This is a genomic window from Caballeronia sp. GAFFF1 (genome assembly GCF_023630705.1).
Lineage (GTDB): Bacteria > Pseudomonadota > Gammaproteobacteria > Burkholderiales > Burkholderiaceae > Caballeronia.
In genome coordinates this window covers 19,573-36,955 of sequence record NZ_JALQEM010000004.1, presented here as the reverse complement: position 1 = coordinate 36,955, position 17,383 = coordinate 19,573, and the positions used below count along the sequence as shown (strand labels likewise).

Annotated in this window: 18 protein-coding genes; 11 read left to right on the top strand and 7 right to left on the bottom strand. The window is 64.6% G+C overall.

Going from position 1 to position 17,383, the window contains the following annotated elements; translation table 11 throughout:
• Window positions 1-94: 94 nt before the first annotated feature.
• A complete protein-coding gene (locus NCR37_RS01975; protein ID WP_250471273.1) occupies window positions 95-664 on the bottom strand; it encodes a cytochrome b in 570 nt (189 codons plus the stop codon).
• A gap of 420 nt (window positions 665-1,084) precedes the next feature.
• Between NCR37_RS01975 and NCR37_RS01970 the strand changes: the two genes are divergently transcribed.
• From NCR37_RS01970 to NCR37_RS01950, 5 genes are all read left to right on the top strand, one after another.
• Window positions 1,085-1,744, top strand: coding sequence for a paraquat-inducible protein A (locus NCR37_RS01970; RefSeq protein WP_250471271.1), 660 nt, complete (start codon window positions 1,085-1,087; stop codon window positions 1,742-1,744).
• Complete coding sequence (locus tag NCR37_RS01965; RefSeq protein ID WP_250471270.1) at window positions 1,741-2,430, top strand: paraquat-inducible protein A; 690 nt, start codon at window positions 1,741-1,743, stop codon at window positions 2,428-2,430. The genes NCR37_RS01970 and NCR37_RS01965 overlap by 4 nt, the downstream gene beginning before the upstream one ends.
• Window positions 2,423-4,084 carry a PqiB family protein gene (locus NCR37_RS01960; protein ID WP_250471269.1) on the top strand — a complete coding sequence of 554 codons (1,662 nt, stop codon included), beginning with the start codon at window positions 2,423-2,425 and terminating at the stop codon, window positions 4,082-4,084. Before NCR37_RS01965 ends, NCR37_RS01960 begins: the two co-directional genes overlap by 8 nt.
• On the top strand, window positions 4,081-4,782 hold the full coding sequence (locus tag NCR37_RS01955) for a PqiC family protein (protein ID WP_250471267.1): 702 nt from the start codon (window positions 4,081-4,083) through the stop codon (window positions 4,780-4,782). The genes NCR37_RS01960 and NCR37_RS01955 overlap by 4 nt, the downstream gene beginning before the upstream one ends.
• A 218-nt stretch (window positions 4,783-5,000) precedes the next feature.
• On the top strand, window positions 5,001-5,612 hold the full coding sequence (locus tag NCR37_RS01950; RefSeq protein ID WP_250471266.1) for a glutathione S-transferase: 612 nt from the start codon (window positions 5,001-5,003) through the stop codon (window positions 5,610-5,612).
• Window positions 5,613-5,657: 45 nt separating this feature from the next.
• On the opposite strand, the gene NCR37_RS01945 is transcribed toward NCR37_RS01950, so the two are convergent.
• The 4 genes from NCR37_RS01945 to NCR37_RS01930 form a co-directional block, all read right to left on the bottom strand.
• The gene (locus NCR37_RS01945) at window positions 5,658-6,683 is read right to left on the bottom strand and encodes an alpha/beta hydrolase (protein ID WP_250471265.1); all 1,026 of its coding nucleotides are present in this window, start codon (window positions 6,681-6,683) and stop codon (window positions 5,658-5,660) included.
• Window positions 6,684-6,943: 260 nt separating this feature from the next.
• Window positions 6,944-7,501, bottom strand: coding sequence for a TetR/AcrR family transcriptional regulator (locus NCR37_RS01940; RefSeq protein ID WP_248321192.1), 558 nt, complete (start codon window positions 7,499-7,501; stop codon window positions 6,944-6,946).
• Between the two features lie 147 nt (window positions 7,502-7,648).
• On the bottom strand, window positions 7,649-8,782 hold the full coding sequence (mnmA, locus tag NCR37_RS01935) for a tRNA 2-thiouridine(34) synthase MnmA (RefSeq protein ID WP_250471264.1): 1,134 nt from the start codon (window positions 8,780-8,782) through the stop codon (window positions 7,649-7,651).
• 31 nt (window positions 8,783-8,813) lie between these two features.
• On the bottom strand, window positions 8,814-9,296 hold the full coding sequence (locus NCR37_RS01930; protein ID WP_250471263.1) for an NUDIX hydrolase: 483 nt from the start codon (window positions 9,294-9,296) through the stop codon (window positions 8,814-8,816).
• A gap of 216 nt (window positions 9,297-9,512) precedes the next feature.
• Between NCR37_RS01930 and NCR37_RS01925 the strand changes: the two genes are divergently transcribed.
• Genes NCR37_RS01925 through NCR37_RS01915 form a run of 3 tightly spaced genes read left to right on the top strand, consistent with a single transcriptional unit; the run spans window position 9,513 to window position 12,435 of the window.
• Window positions 9,513-10,658, top strand: a complete 1,146-nt coding sequence (locus NCR37_RS01925) for a Re/Si-specific NAD(P)(+) transhydrogenase subunit alpha (RefSeq protein WP_250471262.1) — start codon at window positions 9,513-9,515, stop codon at window positions 10,656-10,658.
• 13 nt (window positions 10,659-10,671) lie between these two features.
• On the top strand, window positions 10,672-10,992 hold the full coding sequence (locus NCR37_RS01920) for an NAD(P) transhydrogenase subunit alpha part 2 (protein ID WP_175939459.1): 321 nt from the start codon (window positions 10,672-10,674) through the stop codon (window positions 10,990-10,992).
• Window positions 10,993-12,435 carry an NAD(P)(+) transhydrogenase (Re/Si-specific) subunit beta gene (locus tag NCR37_RS01915; protein ID WP_250471261.1) on the top strand — a complete coding sequence of 481 codons (1,443 nt, stop codon included), beginning with the start codon at window positions 10,993-10,995 and terminating at the stop codon, window positions 12,433-12,435. It begins immediately after the preceding gene.
• Between the two features lie 73 nt (window positions 12,436-12,508).
• Here NCR37_RS01915 and NCR37_RS01910 read toward each other — a convergent pair whose 3' ends face one another.
• Both NCR37_RS01910 and NCR37_RS01905 read right to left on the bottom strand, forming a co-directional pair.
• Complete coding sequence (locus NCR37_RS01910) at window positions 12,509-12,673, bottom strand: hypothetical protein (protein WP_250471260.1); 165 nt, start codon at window positions 12,671-12,673, stop codon at window positions 12,509-12,511.
• Between the two features lie 132 nt (window positions 12,674-12,805).
• Window positions 12,806-13,108 (bottom strand): hypothetical protein, encoded by a 303-nt coding sequence (locus NCR37_RS01905; RefSeq protein ID WP_250471259.1) that lies wholly within the window; start codon window positions 13,106-13,108, stop codon window positions 12,806-12,808.
• A gap of 146 nt (window positions 13,109-13,254) precedes the next feature.
• Between NCR37_RS01905 and NCR37_RS01900 the strand changes: the two genes are divergently transcribed.
• The 3 genes from NCR37_RS01900 to NCR37_RS01890 all read left to right on the top strand — a co-directional run bounded on the left by NCR37_RS01900 (window position 13,255) and on the right by NCR37_RS01890 (window position 17,279).
• Window positions 13,255-14,556 carry a THUMP domain-containing class I SAM-dependent RNA methyltransferase gene (locus NCR37_RS01900; RefSeq protein WP_250471258.1) on the top strand — a complete coding sequence of 434 codons (1,302 nt, stop codon included), beginning with the start codon at window positions 13,255-13,257 and terminating at the stop codon, window positions 14,554-14,556.
• 115 nt (window positions 14,557-14,671) lie between these two features.
• Window positions 14,672-16,069, top strand: coding sequence for an aminopeptidase P N-terminal domain-containing protein (locus NCR37_RS01895; protein ID WP_250471257.1), 1,398 nt, complete (start codon window positions 14,672-14,674; stop codon window positions 16,067-16,069).
• Window positions 16,070-16,079: 10 nt separating this feature from the next.
• A complete protein-coding gene (locus NCR37_RS01890; RefSeq protein WP_250471256.1) occupies window positions 16,080-17,279 on the top strand; it encodes a UbiH/UbiF/VisC/COQ6 family ubiquinone biosynthesis hydroxylase in 1,200 nt (399 codons plus the stop codon).
• The last annotated feature ends 104 nt before the right edge of the window (window positions 17,280-17,383 follow it).

Genomic DNA, 17,383 nt, shown 5'->3' with positions numbered 1-17,383 from the left:
ATTGAAAATCAAAAGCATGCGGGAACCAAGAGCGGACCGGAAACGCCCTGCCAACGGCGAGGAAACAATCGACGCCCGCGCGCGCTGAACCAAGTTACTTGATAAACGGCAGCATGCGGCCGAGCAAGCCGTCGCGATCGACGAAATGATGCTTGAGCGCCGCGAGAACGTGCATGGCGACCAGCACCAGCAGGCCGTAGTTCAGCGCCACATGGACGATGCGCAGCGTGGCTTTGAGCGCCTTGTCGGGCCCGATGATCGTCGGCAGCGGCAGCACGCCGAGGTACACCACCTGCAAGCCCGCCGCCGAGCTGTACAGATAGCCGGATGCGGGAATCACGATCATCAGCACGTAGAGCAGAATATGCGTGACGTGCGCCGCGCCCTGCTGCCAGCGCGGCATGCCGGCCGGCATGGCGGGCGCGCGATGCGTCATGCGCCACGCGAGCCGCAGCGCCGCGAGCAGGAACACGGTCACGCCGATCCACTTGTGCCACGAGAAGTACTTGAGCTTGGTCGGAGTGAAGCCGGGAATATCGGTCATGATCCAGCCGAGATAGAACCCGCCCACGATCAAGAGCGCGATGAGCCAGTGGAACGCGATCGCCGTCGCGCCGTATCGCTCGACCGAAGTGGCTTGCGAGATGCCAACACTGCTTTCCATGATGCTGATGTCCTGAATATGCGTAATGTGCGTCTGGGTGCGTCTGACCGATGCACGCGCCGCCATGCTACCCGAACAATGGCGAAATGCCATCCCGTGCGCCGGGACCTGCGGCCTACGCTCCGGGCCAGCACTGGCGCGGCTTTGCGGCCGTTTCCGAGCGATGTGCTGCATCCATGCAACGAACTATTCCGCGCATGCAACGGTCGATGCCTCCGGGCGCGGCCAGAAGTGAACGGAACCGCCGGCCGGTTTATTCCGCGCCGGGGTCTGACTTGCCTCGCGCCTGCCGTATCGTCGCGCGTCATCGGTGTTTGATACCATGCTGCTACCGTGCGCGCTGGCCCGGGACTTGCTCTTACTGCCCGGGCCGATCTTGCGGCGCCCCACGACCACGCATGAGAAGGCCCGGCATCGACTATGAATGTGAACGATTCAGAAGAACTGATCGCATGTCACGAATGCGACGCGCTCTTCAGGAAGCGCGCGCTGCCAGAACATAGCAGCGCGAACTGTCCGCGCTGCGGCACGCGACTCTACCGCGGCATGACATCCAACCTCGACCGCATCTGCGCGACGACGCTTGCCGCGCTCATCACCTTCGTCATCGCGCAGGCGTTTCCCATCGTCGAACTCGACGCGAACGGCATCACCTCGCAGACGACGCTCATCGGCGCGATCATCGCGCTGTGGGGCGAGCACATGGAGTTCGTCGCGGTGCTCGTGTTTTGCGCGACCATCCTGTTTCCGCTTTGCGAACTGACCGCGCTGCTCTACGTGCTGATGCCCGTGCGCGCCGGTTATGTGCCGCCGGGTTTTGACGTCACGCTGCGCGCGATTCAGTTCGTGCGGCCGTGGGGCATGATCGAAGTGTTCATGCTCGGCGTGCTCGTCACGCTCGTGAAGATGCTGAGCGTCGCGCGCGTGATTCCCGAGGCCGCGCTCTTCGCGTTCGGCGCGCTCACGCTGATGGTGGCGGTCGTCGTCAGTTTCGATCCTCGCTCGCTCTGGGATATCGCGGGCGAGCTTCCGCGGCGCGGACGTGCGGCCGTCGCGCCGCCCGCGAGGCAGAAATCGTGACCGACGCTCCGCGCAACACCGACTCGCCCGGGCCCGGCGCCGAACCGCCCACGCTCTTCACGACGGCCTCGCGCGAGCGCGTTGTCGGGTGCCACGCCTGCGGCCTCGTGCAGCCGCTCGCGCGCACGGTCGAAAAGCAGCGCTGCACGCGCTGCGGCGCGGCCGTGCACCGGCGCAATCCGGACAGCATCGCGCGGACGTGGGCGCTCCTCATCAGCGCGGCGATCCTCTATATTCCCGCGAACGTCTATCCGATGCTGCACACGTCGTCGATTCTCGGCGCGGAAGACGACACCATCATGAGCGGCGTCGCGTTGTTCTGGAACGATGGCGACTATCCGCTCGCCGTGGTTATTTTCGTGGCGAGCATTCTCGTGCCGATGCTGAAGCTGCTTTCGCTCGCATTTCTGCTCGTGAGCGTGCAGCGGCGCTCGACGTGGCGGCCGCGTCAGCGAACGACGCTCTATCGCATCGTCGAAGGCATCGGCCGATGGTCGATGCTCGATATCTTCGTCGTCACGCTCACCGTCGCGCTCGTGCGCTTCAAGTCAGTCGCGGTCATCACGGCGGGGCCGGCCGCGCTCGCGTTCGCGTCCGTCGTCGTCCTGACGATGCTCGCCTCGATGCAGTTCGACCCACGTCTGATATGGGACAACATAGAACCGTCAGGAAAGAAATATGACTAGTGCCCAAGGTCCGAATGGGCCGGATGTTGCTGAGACTCCCGAGGAAACGAGCGGCGGCGGACTGCCGCCGAGACTGCCCGAGCCGGTGATCGAGCCGCGCAGCCGCTGGCTGCCGTCGCTCGTGTGGGTCATTCCGATCGTCGCGGCGCTAATCGGCGTGTTTCTGGTCGTGAAGACGGTGTCGAGCCGCGGTCCGACCGTGACCATCAGTTTCGTGAGCGCCGAGGGCCTCGAGCCCGGCAAGACGAAGGTCAAGTTCAAGGACGTGGACATCGGCACGGTCAAGACCATCACGCTTTCGAAGGACCATTCGCGCGTGCTCGTCGATGTCCAGCTCACGAAGGAAGCCACCGATTTCGCCGTGAAGGACACGCGCTTCTGGGTCGTGCGGCCGCGCGTGGCGGCAAGCGGCGTCACCGGCCTTTCCACGCTGCTCTCAGGCGCGTACATCGGCGCGGACGCCGGAAAATCAACCGAGGATCAGAGCTACTTCGTCGGTCTGGAGACGCCGCCTGCCGTCACCGGCGACCAGAAAGGACACACCTTCACGCTGCACGGCGAATCGCTCGGCTCGCTGGATATCGGCTCGCCGGTGTATTACCGCCGCGTTCAGGTCGGTCAGGTCACGGCGTTCTCGCTCGACAAGGACGGCACCGGCGTCACCATGCAGGTTTTCGTGAACGCGCCGTATGACCAGTACGTCGGCACGAACTCGCGCTGGTGGCACGCGAGCGGCGTCGATCTGCGGCTGGATTCGAGCGGTTTCACGCTCAACACGCAGTCGCTCGCCACGGTGGTGCTGGGCGGCATCGCGTTTCAGACGCCGCCGAATCAGCAAGCCGGCGCGCAAGCGAAGGAGAACGCAACCTTCCGCCTCGCCTCCGATCAGGCCGACGCGATGCGCGACCCCGACGGCGATCCGGTGCATGTGGTGATGAACTTCAATCAGTCGTTGCGCGGCTTGTCGGTGGGCGCGCCGGTCGATTTCCGCGGCATCGTGCTCGGGCAGGTGACGGGCATCGGCGTGCGCTACGACCAGCAGACGCATTCGTTCATGATGCCTGTGACCATCGACCTGTATCCGGACCGGCTCGGCCGCCGCGCGAAAGCCGCGCTGCCCGAGCAGGGAACGGAGCAGAGCCACGACATGCTGGAGCTGCTCGTCAAGCGCGGCCTGCGCGGACAGTTGCGCACCGGCAATCTGCTGACGAGCCAGCTTTACGTCGCGCTCGACTTCTTCCCGAAGGCCGCGCCCGCGAAGGTGAACGTGGCGGGCGATCCGATCGAACTGCCGACGGTGCCGAACACGCTCGACGAGCTGCAACTGCAGATTGCCGACATCGCGCGCAAGCTGGACAAGATTCCGTTCGACCAGATCGGCACGAATCTCAACGGCTCGCTGAAGAACGCCAATACGCTCTTCGACCAGCTCAACAAGGAAATCATGCCGGAAATGCGCGACACGCTCACGCAGGCGAAGAAAACCTTCGGCGCGGCGCAATCGACGCTTCAGCAAGACTCGCCGCTTCAGTCCGACGTGCATCAGGCGATGCAGGAACTCACGCGGACGCTTCAATCGCTCAATGCGCTGGCTGATTATCTGGAACGTCATCCGGAATCGCTGTTGCGCGGCAAACCGGAGGACAAACCATGAGGTTCGGCGCGTTGTTGTTGACTGTAGGCGCGGCGGGCGCGCTGTGCGCGTGCGCGTCCTCGCCGTCGAGCCGGTTCTATACCCTGGGCGGCGCGGCGCAGTCGCCGGCTGCGGTGTCGTCGTCGGCGGCGGCGTTCTATTTCCAGCTCGCGCCGGTGGACATGCCCGAGCAGGTCTCGCGCAACCAGCTGGTCGTGCAGACAAGTCCCGCGCAGGTGAGCGTGCTGGAACAGGAACGCTGGGCCTCGCTTCCGGGCGACGAAGTGCGGCGCGCGCTGTCGAGCGATCTCTCACAGCAGTTGAATGCGATCGATGTCTACGGCACGCCGTATCCGGAATCAGCGCCGGTGTATCGCGTGACGGTGAAGGTGCAGCGGTTCGAGTCGTGGCCGGGCTCACAGGCCGTGCTCGATGCGGTCTGGAGCGTGCGCGCCGCCGGTTCGCAGACGGTCATGACCTGTCGCACGGTCGCGGACCAGACTGTCGGCGAAGGCTATGGCGCGCTGGTCGACGGGCATCGCAAAGCGGTAAATGCGCTCGCCACGGCGATTTCGGCAGGCGTGCGAAGTCTTGCTGCGCTGCCGCCCGCCGTCGCGGCGCCATCGTCCGCCAGGGCCAAGGCGGCAGCCAACGCGCGGCCCGCGCCGGTATTGCCGTGCCCCGCGTCGAATGGCGCGACGACTGCCAGCGCGCAGTAACTCTGACGCGTTGCATGCGCCGAACGCATAGGAACCCGATGTTTCCGTCTGCTTCACGCCCGGTTTTGTCTGCTGATGAGCAGCACTGAGCGTCTGGCCGCAACGGCATGTTGTCGCCAGACGACACCGCTCCGCGCCGCATCTCGAAAATGCGGTTGGCTCGTGCGCGCCCGGTTAAGATCGACCTCCGCTTTATCCGAAACGAACGCGAAGAATAGATGATGAAACTGATCGGTTCGCACACGAGTCCATTCGTCCGCAAGGTGCGGATCGTGATGGCGGAAAAGAAGATCGACTGCGAACTGGTGCTCGAAGATGTCTGGGCATCCGATTCCAAGATCCACGATTTCAACCCGCTCGGCAAAGTACCGTGCCTGATTCTGGACGGCGGCGAAGCGGTGTTCGATTCGCGCGTGATCTGCGAATACGTGGACACGCTGACGCCGGTTGGCAAGCTGCTGCCGCAGGAACGGCGCGAGCGAACCGAAGTGCGCTGCTGGGAAGCGCTCGCGGACGGCATGCTCGACGCCGCCGTCCTGATTCGCCTCGAAGGCGTGCTGCGCGACGAACCTCAGCGCAGCGAGATGTGGATCGCGCGGCAGCGGCACAAGATCGAGGACGGTCTGCGCGCGATGGCGCGTGGTCTCGACACGAAACAATGGTGCTCCGCGAACCGCTTCACGCTCGCCGATATCGCGTGCGGCTGCGCGCTCGGCTATCTCGACTTCCGCATGCCGGACCTCGACTGGCGCGAGGCGCACCCGGCGCTCGACAAGTTCTACGCGCGGCTCGCGCAACGGCAATCGTTCATCGATACCGAGCCGCGCTGAGCGCCGCGCTCCCGCGCACGGCGGGAGCGGGCCGGCATCCGCGCATTACTTCTTCAGCGCGGCCTTGAGCGTTGCGTTGGCCTGCGCGATTGCGGCGCGCGTGGCGGGCGTCCCGGCCAGCGCGTTCAGCATCACGAAATCGTGGATCGTGCCGTTGTAGCGGACCGACGTCACCGGTACACCGGCTTCGGTCAGCTTGCGCGCGTAGGCTTCGCCTTCATCGCGCAACACGTCGTTCTCGTCGGTGATGACGAGCGCCGGCGGCAATCCCTTCAATTCATCGATGCTTGCGCGCAGCGGCGACGCCGTGATCTTGGCGCGATCCGACGCGTTCGGCGCGTAGGCGTCCCAGAACCACTTCATCGCGTCGCGCGTGAGCCACGGGCCGTTGGCGAACGTGTTGTACGAGCCGTCGTCGAAATTGGCGTCCGTCACCGGATAGAACAGCACTTGCGCGCGCAGTGCCGGGCCGCCCCGCTCCTTCGCGAGCAGCGTCAGGGCCGCGGCCATGTTGCCGCCGACGCTGTCGCCGGCCACCGCCATGCGCGACGCATCGACATTGAAGTCGCGGGCGTGTTCCGCGACGTAGCGCGTCGCCGCGTACGCTTCCTCGATCGGCACCGGGTACTTCGTCTCGGGCGAGCGGTCGTAGTCGACGAACACGACTTCCGCCTCTGCGCCGTTCGCGATTTCGCGCACCAGCCGGTCGTGCGTGTTCATGTCGCCGAGCACCCAGCCGCCGCCGTGGAAATACATGACGACCGGCAACGGGCCCTTCGCATGCGCCGGCCGGACGATGCGCAGCGCGGTCTTTCCCGTCGGACCGGCTTCGATCACGCGGTCCTCGATCTTCGCGGCTTCCTTATTCACCGGCTGCGCTTGCGCGCCTGCGAGCACGTTGCGCGCGTCTGCGGGAGAAAGCGTGTAGATCGGCGGGCCGTTCTTCGCGGTGAGCGTGTCGATGAACTGCTGCGTCGTCGGTTCGAGCACCGGCGCGGCGTCGGCTGCGGCATGCGACAGGACGGCGGTTGCAACGACGGTTGCGATGAACGTGGCTTTCAGCTTTTTCATGGTGTGCTCCGGGTCGGTAAAAAGGAAACGTAAGTTTGATGGTTATCTACTACTAGATAGATAAATCAACGGAATCGCTCGGTTTATGTGGTGCGCGCCCACAGCGCGGCTAACTCCACCCTAGAGGGAGTGCGCCACTTAAGGGTCGCGAAGGTGCCCCTTCTTTAGACCGAGATGAGTCCCGCCAAAATCTACCTATCGGACGATAGACAAACGCATGAGGGAAAACGGGTTTTTCACAGACTTATCCACAGGGTTATCTACCGCCGCACCGTTGCAGCGACTTCGTCCAGACGTGCCCGCGTCTGAAACAACCGGCACGCGAGCAGACTGCCCTGAAACGCGGCATAGAGCGCGCGCGCCGCCGCTTCGGGCTTGCCTCCGGCATCGAGCGTATCCTGCGCCTCGCCTTCTGCGAGAACCTTCGCCAGCCAGTTTTCGTTGGCGCGAAAGAACGCCTGAATGGCATGCCGCACTTTCTCTGGCAACGATTCGATGTCCGCCGCCAGCATGCCGCAGAGGCAGACTTGGGTTCCGTCGCCGATGATGCGTCCAAAGAGCTTCGTGTAGCGGTCGAGCTTCTTGTCGGCAGAGGCCGAACTGTCGATGGCATAGACCGAGGACATGACGTCCGCGCTGTAGGCATTCACCGCTTCGAGCGCGAGATCTTCCTTCGTCGGGAAGTAGTAGTGGATGCTCGACGTCTTCACGCCGACGAGTTCCGACAAGTCCCGATAGCTGAAGCCGTTGTAGCCGCGCTTCATCATGACCGTCTGCGCGTGATCGAGCAGCGCCTCGCGTACCGTGTTCTTATCCATCGCGTGATTCACCGTTGATCCAGTGCGCTCACTTTATCTATCGATAGGTAGAGAGTCAAGCGATTGTATCAAATGACTTTTTATCGGAACGATAGCAGGCGGCTACCGATGCGCGCCCCGGAACACTCGCGTCCGGGGCGCGCATCGTCAGCTTGCGGCAGCCGCCACCGCGCGCGGCGCGTGCGATCCCACGTCCACCGCCGCGCGCTCGATGATCCCGCCGCCGAGACACACGTCGCCCTGATACAGCACCGCCGACTGTCCCGGCGTCACCGCCCACTGCGCTTCATCGAAGTTCAACTGGAAACGACCGTCGTCCGCCGCGGCGAAGCGGCACGCGGCGTCCTGCTGCCGATACCGTGTCTTCGCCGCGCACGCCGTGCCGTCCTCGGGCGCGAAACCCGCGACCCAGCTCGTGTTCCCCGCGACGAGCGTCTGCGACAGAAGCCACGGATGGTCGTGGCCCTGCACGACATAGAGCGTGTTGCTCGCCATGTCCTTGCCCGCGACGAACCACGGCTCGCCGCTGCCGTCCTTCGCGCCGCCGATGCCAATGCCTTTGCGCTGCCCAAACGTATAGAACGCGAGCCCGATGTGCTCGCCGACGATTTTCCCTTCGGCCGTCTTCATCGGGCCGGGTTGCGTCGGCAGATAGCGGTTCAGGAAGTCGCGAAACGGCCGTTCGCCGATGAAACAGATGCCGGTCGAATCTTTCTTCTTCGCGTTCGGCAGGCCGATCTGCGCGGCGATTTCCCGCACCTTCGTCTTCGGAATTTCGCCGAGCGGGAAGAGCGTCTTCGAAAGCTGCTGCTGATTCAGCCGATGCAGGAAGTACGACTGGTCCTTCGTCGAATCGGTGGCCTTAAGCAATTGGAAAAGGCCATTCTGTTCGCGCACGCGGGCGTAGTGGCCGGTCGCGATGGTTTCCGCGCCGAGCGACATCGCGTGATCGAGGAACGCCTTGAACTTGATTTCCGCGTTGCACAGCACGTCCGGATTCGGCGTGCGGCCGGCCGAGTACTCGCGCAAGAATTCGGCGAACACGCGGTCCTTGTATTCGGCGGCGAAGTTGACCGCCTCGACGTCGATGCCGATCAGGTCGGCCACCGACACGACGTCGATCCAGTCCTGCCGCGTCGAGCAGTACTCGCCGTCGTCGTCGTCTTCCCAGTTCTTCATAAACAGGCCGACTACGTCGTAGCCCTGCTCTTCCAGCAGCCACGCCGTCACCGACGAATCGACGCCGCCCGACATGCCCACCACTACTCTTCGCTTGCTCATAGGATTACCGCGTTGTTGGCGCGCGAGCGCGTCAGGAGCGCACCACCGGCGCGACCGAATGCGTATGGATGAAATCGAGTGGCACGCGCCGCCCGGCCAGATAGTCGTCGACGCACTGCATGACGAGCGGCGTGCGATGCTGCGCGGCCGTCGCGCGCAGTTCGTCGGGCGTGAGCCACATCGCGCGAACGATGCCTTTGTCCAGCGCGCGCCCCGCTACTTCGCCCGCGGACTTGCCGCAGAACGTGAAGCGCAGATACGTGACATCGCGCCCGGGACGCTGAAAGTGCGTCATGTACGCGCCGACGAGCGCCTCGGGCTCGAAGCGATGCGCCGTTTCTTCCAGCGTCTCGCGAACGACCGCCTCGACGAGCGTTTCGCCCGCTTCGAGGTGACCGGCCGGTTGGTTGATTCGCAGCCCTGCGGACGTGTGTTCCTCGATGACGAGGAAGCGCCCGTCCTGCTCGACGACTGCCGCGACCGTAACGTGAGGAGCCCAAGTATCTGATTTCATGGCCGACATTTTACCGTCACCCGTCCGATCACGTGCGCGCGGCCTAAGGGTTAGCGCGGAGTGCGATCGCGCCCCGGATCGCATTTTGGGCGCATATTCTTCAGTTAGAGTTGGGAAAGTCGTCCGTCAGCATCTGAAACTCGAAAACAGGCTTGGTCTCTCCCTCGTGCGTGGCCGCGCGCGAGGGCAGGAAAAGAAAAGACAGGAGGATTCAACATGCATATCGGAGTGCCTGCCGAGGCGCGGGCGAACGAGGCGCGCGTCGCCGCCACGCCAGAGACGGTGAAAAAGCTCGTCGCGCAAGGGCACCGCCTTTCGGTGCAAAGCGGCGCAGGCGTGCCGGCAAGCTATATCGACGACGCGTTCGCGCAAGCGGGCGCGGATATCGTCGATGCCGCCACCGCGTTGTCAGCCGAGATCGTGCTCAAGGTGCAGTCACCGTCCGCCGAAGAACTCGCGACGATCAAGCCGGGCGCCGTGCTCATCGGCATGCTCGATCCGTTCAACACCGAGAACACCGCGCGGCTCGCAGCAGCGAACATCACCGCGTTCGCGCTCGAAGCCGCGCCGCGCACGACGCGCGCGCAGAGCCTCGACGTGCTCTCGTCGCAGGCGAACATCGCCGGATACAAGGCCGTGCTGATGGCCTGCCAGTACTACCAGCGATTCATGCCGATGCTCATGACCGCCGCCGGCACGGTGAAGGCGGCGCGCGTGCTCGTGCTGGGCGCGGGCGTCGCGGGCCTGCAGGCGATTGCGACGGCGAAGCGCCTCGGCGCCGTGGTCGAAGCGTCGGATGTGCGGCCGGCGGTGAAGGAGCAGATCGAGTCGCTCGGCGCGAAATTCGTCGACGTGCCCTTCGAGACCGACGAGGAACGCGACGCGGCGCAAGGCGTCGGCGGTTACGCGCGTCCCATGCCGCCGAGCTGGCTCGCGCGGCAGTCGGCACTCGTGCACGAACGTGCCAAGGCGGCCGATATCGTCATTTCGACGGCGCTGATTCCCGGCCGTCCCGCGCCGACGCTCATCTCCGTGGAAACGGTGAAGCACATGAAACCCGGCTCGGTGATCGTTGATCTGGCCGCCGGACGCGGACCCGAGTTCGAAGGCAGAAAAGGCGGCAATTGCCCGCTCACCGAAGTCGACCAAGTGGTGATGAAGCACGGCGTCCATATCGTCGGCCACACGAATCTGGCCTCGATGGTCGCCGCCGACGCCTCCGCGCTCTACGCGCGTAATCTGCTCGACTTCCTGAAGCTGATCCTCACGAAGGAAGGCACGCTCAACATCGACCTCGCGGACGACATCGTCGCGGCCACGCTCCAGTGCCGCGACGGACAGCTCGCCCGCGCGACCGCCTGACACGGAGAAGAACATGGACGTCATCAACCATACGGTGATCAACCTCATCATCTTCGTGCTGGCGATCTACGTCGGCTATCACGTCGTCTGGAACGTCACGCCCGCGCTGCACACGCCGCTGATGGCCGTGACGAACGCCATTTCGGCGATCGTGATCGTCGGCGCGATGCTCGCGGTCGGTCTCACGGTCGGCGGCACGGGCAAGTTCTTCGGCGCGCTCGCGGTGCTGCTCGCCGCGGTGAACGTGTTCGGCGGCTTTCTCGTCACGCGGCGCATGCTCGAAATGTTCAAGAAGAAGGAACCGAGAAAGCTGACCAGCAAGGAGGGCGCGTAAATGAGCATGAACGTCGTCACTCTTCTGTATCTGATCGCGTCGGTGTGCTTCATTCAGGCGCTCAAGGGCCTGTCGAATCCGAAGACCGCGCGCATCGGCAACACGTTCGGCATGGCGGGCATGGCTATCGCCATCTTTACGACGCTCGCGCTCATCGCGAAACAGGCCGCTGATCTCGGGTCCAATCTCTCGCTCGGGCTGTCGCTCTTGTTCGCGGCGTTGATTATCGGCGGCGCGGCGGGCGCGTATATCGCGGCCAAAGTCGAGATGACGAAGATGCCCGAGCTCGTCGCGGCGATGCACTCGCTGATCGGTCTCGCGGCGGTGTGCATCGCGTATGCGGTGGTGTCGGAGCCGTCCGCATTCGGGCTTGCGCCGCCGGGCTATCTGATTCCGTATGGCAATCGTGTTGAGTTATTCATCGGCACGTTCGTCGGCGCGATTACGTTTTCGGGATCGGTCATCGCGTTCGGCAAGCTCTCGGGCAAGTACAAGTTCAGGCTTTTTCAGGGCGCGCCGGTGGTGTACTCGGGACAGCATCTGATTAACTTGCTGCTCGCCGTGGCGATGATCGGCTTCGGCATCATCTTCATGGTGACGCAGTCGTGGCTGCCCTTCGTCATCATGACGCTGATCGCGTTCGCGCTCGGCGTGCTCATCATCATTCCGATTGGCGGCGCGGACATGCCGGTCGTCGTCTCCATGCTCAATTCGTACTCCGGCTGGGCGGCGGCGGGCATCGGCTTCTCGCTCAACAATCCGATGCTGATTATCGCGGGCTCGCTCGTCGGATCGTCCGGCGCGATTCTCTCGTACATCATGTGCAAGGCCATGAACCGCTCGTTCTTCAACGTGATTCTGGGCGGCTTCGGCGGCGAAGCGGGCGGCGCGGCGGCGGGCGGCGCGCAGGAGCAGCGGCCGGTGAAATCCGGTTCCGCCGATGACGCCGCCTTCATGCTCGGCAACGCGGAAAGCGTGGTGATCGTGCCGGGTTATGGACTCGCCGTCGCGCGCGCGCAGCATGCGCTGAAGGAACTGACGGACAAGCTGGTCGAGAAAGGCATCGACGTGCGTTACGCGATTCACCCGGTCGCGGGGCGCATGCCGGGGCACATGAACGTGCTGCTCGCGGAAGCCGAGGTGCCGTACGAGATGGTTCAGGAGATGGAGGACATCAACAGCGAATTCGGGCAGACGGACGTGGTGCTCGTGCTCGGAGCCAACGACGTAGTGAACCCGGCTGCGAAGACGGACCCGAAATCGCCGATTGCCGGCATGCCGATTCTGGAAGCGTACAAGGCACGGACGATCATCGTGAACAAGCGGTCGATGGCGGCGGGTTATGCCGGGCTCGATAACGAACTGTTCTATATGGACAAGACGATGATGGTGTTCGGGGATGCGAAGAAGGTCGTCGAGGAGATGATGAAGGCGGTGGAGTGAGGGTTGGCGATTGAGAAAAACCGCGCTCGTTCGCCAATCGTGGACGAGCGCGTGAAGTCACGCCACTCAACGTTCAATCGCCCACGATCAAGATGCCCTTTAGAGGAAGCCGCATCCGGTTGCTCGCAAAGAGGGTATCGAAGAACGTGACGACGCGGTCGAAGTCCGGATTCGTCACGCCCGCGGCAATGTAGACGTTTCGGACTGCAATCGCCAGATAGTCGACGTCGTCCATCATGCAAGCTTGAAAGAGGCCTTTGAGGAACTGGTTGTTGGCCACTCCACGTCCGGCCTCGACTTCGACAACGAACCGTTCGGCCGCGTGATAAGCATCGGCTTCGAATGCCTTGGCGATTCGTCCGTTGTTTCCCTATAAGACGGGGACGCGAATCTTGTCCGCGTGCTTTTTCCCTGCCTCGACGGCGAAGCCGAGTTCTGCAAAAGGCGCAGCAACGTAGGCCAGAACGCCGTTGCTCGGAAGGGTATGTGTACCCGAAGCAATCGACGAATGAACTTCTTCGAACGCCTGGACAACGCCGACGGCAAGACGCGTCGCTTTGTCGGATCTCAGGAAATAAGCCCAGTTGACCATTTTTCGAATGTGGTGGCGAATGCGTGCATTAGGCTGCTTGCTCGGACTAACACGTTGCGAATGAAAGCGCACCGCACTCACTGAACGTCTGTGCCGAAGCAAAACGAAACGTTGCCCTCTGCCTGGCCGGCACGGCGCGGAAACGACGCCGCGGCAGATTCTAGCGCGCAGCCTTTAGAAGTTCGCCCGCGTACAATACCGCCTTTGAACCCCCGCAAGCGCCCCACATGTCCTCCCCTCTCTTCGACTGGTTTGTCCCCTGCCCGCGCGGTCTCGAAGCGCCGCTCGCCGCCGAGCTTGCCGAGATCGGGGAGCGACACGTCAGCACCGCGCCGCTCTCGGGAAGCGGTCCGCTCACGGTCGGCGCGCAAGTGCCGGGCGGCGTGCACTTCCGGGGCGGCTGGGTCGCGGGAATGGCGGCGAACCTGCACTCGCGCATCGCGAGCCGCGTGTTGCTGAAGATCGCGCACGGTCCGTATCGCAACGAGCACGATATCTACGAACTGACGCATCGGCAGCGATGGGAACAGTGGTTCACGCCGAGCCAGACCATGCGCGTCGACCTGACGGCAATCAAGTCGCCGCTCAAGAGCCTCGAATTCACGACGCTGCGCGTGAAAGACGCCGTGTGCGACCGCCTGCGCGATCTGAGCGGCGCGCGCCCGAGCATCGATACGGCGCAGCCCGACGTCCGCGTGTTCGCGTTCCTCACCATGAACGAGTGCACGCTCTATCTCGACACCTCGGGCGAACCGCTCTTCAAGCGCGGCTGGCGGCTCGATAAAGGCGCGGCGCCCCTTCGCGAAAATCTCGCCGCCGGCATTTTGCGCCTGACCGGATGGACGCCCGGCACGCCGCTTTTCGATCCGATGTGCGGCAGCGGCACGTTCCTCGCGGAAGCTGCGCAGACCGCGCTCAACATCGCGCCGGGCAGCGAGCGGCGGTTCGGCTTCGAGAAACTCAAGCCGTTCCATCCGGGCATGTGGCAAAAGCTCAAGAACGCCGCGATGGAAGCCAAGCGCGCGGCGCGCGCCAACGCGAAGGACATCAACATCTTCGGCAGCGACATTTCCGGCGACATGCTCGACAAGGCGCGCGCGAACCTGAGCCGCGCGGGCGTGCCGGAACTGTCGCTCAAGCAGGTGGACGCCCGCAACATGACGCCGCCCACCGACGCGCCCGGCATCCTCGTCGCGAATCCGCCGTATGGCGAACGCATCGAAGTGCGCGGACGCGGCCCGCGCGGCGAAATTCGCGACACGGCGCGCTCGCGCCGCGAGGACGACGACGCATTCGCCCGCGCCCAGCCCGATCCCGCCGATACCGAGTTCTTCGTCTCGTTCGGCAACGCGCTCAAGCAACGCTTTCCCGGCTGGCGCGCCTATGTGCTGACGTCCGACCGCAAGTTGCCCGGCATGTTGCGGCTGCGGGAATCGACCAAGACGCCGCTTTTCAACGGCGCGCTCGAATGCCGGCTGTTCCGCTTCGACCTCGTGGCGGGCAGCGTGCGCAACCGGGCGGAAGAGTAGGCGCGCGGCAGCAGGCTCGACCGCTTCCGGGCGAGTATGCCTCGCCGTGTGACATGTGACCACTAGGCCGAATGGCCTATTCGCGCAGCTTGTAGGCCGGCGCTACAATCGGCGCATGAACTCACTTATCGAAGATGTCAGCCCGATCGCCGTCGATGTTTACCGCAGCCGCCGCGAGCGCGTGCTCGCGCAGTTGCGTGCGCAGGGCGGCGGCCTCGCCGTCCTCTCGACCGCGCCGGAAGTCATGCGCAATCGCGACACGGACTACCCGTTCCGCCACGACAGCTACTTCTATTACCTGACGGGCTTCAGCGAGCCCGAGGCGACGCTCGTGCTGAACGCGAGCGCGCGGGATGGCGAGCCTGCGTCCATCCTGTTCTGCCGCGAGAAAAATGTCGAGCGCGAAACATGGGAAGGCTTTCGCTACGGTCCCGAAGCTGCCGCCGAGGCGTTCGGTTTCGATGCCGCCTTTGCCATCGGCGCGCTCGACGACCACATGCCGCGCCTTCTCGCCGACCAGCCCGCGCTGTTCTACGCGCTCGGAACATCGGCTGAACTCGACGCCAAGGTTCGCGGCTGGATCGACGCCGTGCGCGCCCAAAGCCGCAGCGGCGTGCGCGCACCCACGCGGGCGCAGCATCTGTTGCCGATCATCGACGAAATGCGGATGGTGAAGGACGCGCACGAGATCGCGATCATGCGCCGCGCGGCATCCATCTCCGCCGAGGCGCACCGCGGCGCGATGCATGCTTGCCGCCCCGGCATGCGCGAATACGAACTCGAAGCGGAACTGCTCTATACGTTCCGGCGGCACGGCGCGCAAGCGCCCGCGTACGGCTCCATCGTGGCCACAGGCGCGAATGCGTGCGTGCTGCATTACCCGGCGGGCAATGCGACCATGCGCGACGGCGATCTCGTCCTGATCGACGCCGCATGCGAGCTCGACGGCTACGCCTCCGACATCACGCGTACGTTCCCGGCAAGCGGCCGTTTCACGCCAGCGCAGCGCGAGCTCTATGACATCGTGCTCGCCGCGCAGTCCGCCGCCATCGACGCGACGCGCGCCGGCGTGAGCTTCGACGCGCTCCATCAGGCCGCGCTCGAAGTGCTGTCGCAAGGTCTGCTCGACACCGGCATTCTCGACAAAGCGAAGTTCGGCGGCGTGGAGAATGTCATCGCGGAACGCGCCTATGCGCGCTTCTATATGCACCGCACCGGCCATTGGCTCGGCATGGATGTGCACGACGCGGGCGAGTATAGGGAAGCCGACGGCCCGCGCGACGAGCAAGGCGCGCGTCCCTGGCGTACGCTCGTTGCCGGGAACGTGCTGACCATCGAGCCGGGCCTGTACGTGCGCGCCGCCGAAGACGTGCCCGAGCGCTACTGGAACACAGGCATCCGAATCGAAGACGACGCCCTCGTCACGCCCGGCGGCTGCGAGTTGCTGACGCGCGAAGTCCCCGTCGCCGCCGACGAGATCGAGGCGCTCATGCGCGAATCCATCAGCCATTGAATCTGACGACATGAGCGACGCCACCACGCAACCGCATTTCGATTACGACATTGCCATCGTCGGCGCGGGTCCGGTCGGGCTTGCGCTCGCCGGCTGGCTCGCGCGGCGCAGCGCGACCTCGCGGCTGTCCATCGCGCTGATCGACGCGCGCACGCCCGAAGCCGCGGCGAACGATCCCCGCTCGCTGGCGCTTTCGCACGGCAGCCGCGTCATGCTCCAGCCGCTCGGTTTTCCCGCCGACGTCACGCCGATCCGCCGCATTCACGTCTCGCAGCGTGGACATTTCGGGCGCACGCTGATCGAACACGACGAACACGACTTGCCGGAGCTGGGTTACGTGGCGCGCTACGGCTCGCTCGTCGGCGCGCTTGCCAAGGCCGTGCGCGCGACGAAAGTCGATTGGCTCACCGATACGTCCGCCCTGCCGCCCTTGCAGGACAACGAAAGCGTGACCTTGCCGCTGCAATCGGGCGGTGTCGAGCGCACGATCCGGGTGCGCGTGCTGGTCAACGCTGAAGGCGGGCTCTATCAGCAAGGTCCGCGCGATGTCGCAGTCTCCACGGAGCGCCGGGCACGCGATTACGGGCAGACGGCCATCGTCGGCACGGTGAGCGTGTCGGACCCGCAAGCCAACGTCGCGTGGGAACGCTTCACGAACCAAGGCCCGATTGCGCTCTTGCCCTGCGGCGGCCAGCGTCACGCGGACTATTCGCTCGTCTGGTGCTGCTCGCCCGACGAAGCCGCGCGACGCATGCAGCTAGACGACGACGCCTTCCTCGCCGAACTCGGCGTCGCGTTCGGCTCGCGCATGGGGCGCTTCACGCGAATCGTCGGGCGGGCGGCGTACCCGCTCGGGCTGACGGCGCTCAACGCGCTGGTCGACCGGCGCACGGTTGCTATCGGCAATGCGGCGCAGACGCTGCATCCGGTGGCGGGCCAGGGCCTGAACCTCGGGCTGCGCGACGCGCAGGCGCTCTGCGATGCCCTCTCGACCGACGGACCGCGCCCGCTCGCGCTCGCGCACTTTGCGCAGCGGCGCGCGCTCGACCGGCGCTTCACCATCGGCGCGACAGATACGCTCGCCCGTATCTTTACGGTGGATTTCGCGCCGCTCGCCGCCGCGCGCGGGCTGGCGCTGACCGCGCTCGAATTCCTGCCGCCGCTCAAAACGGCGCTTGCGCGACAGATGATGTTCGGCCAGCGACGCTAAACTTGTGTGGCAGACGCGCGACTTATCCTCTATGGGCGCGTCCGCTTTCATAGAAGATTTAAACACTTGCACGCGATTGCTCTTAATTTCAGCACGCGCTTAGC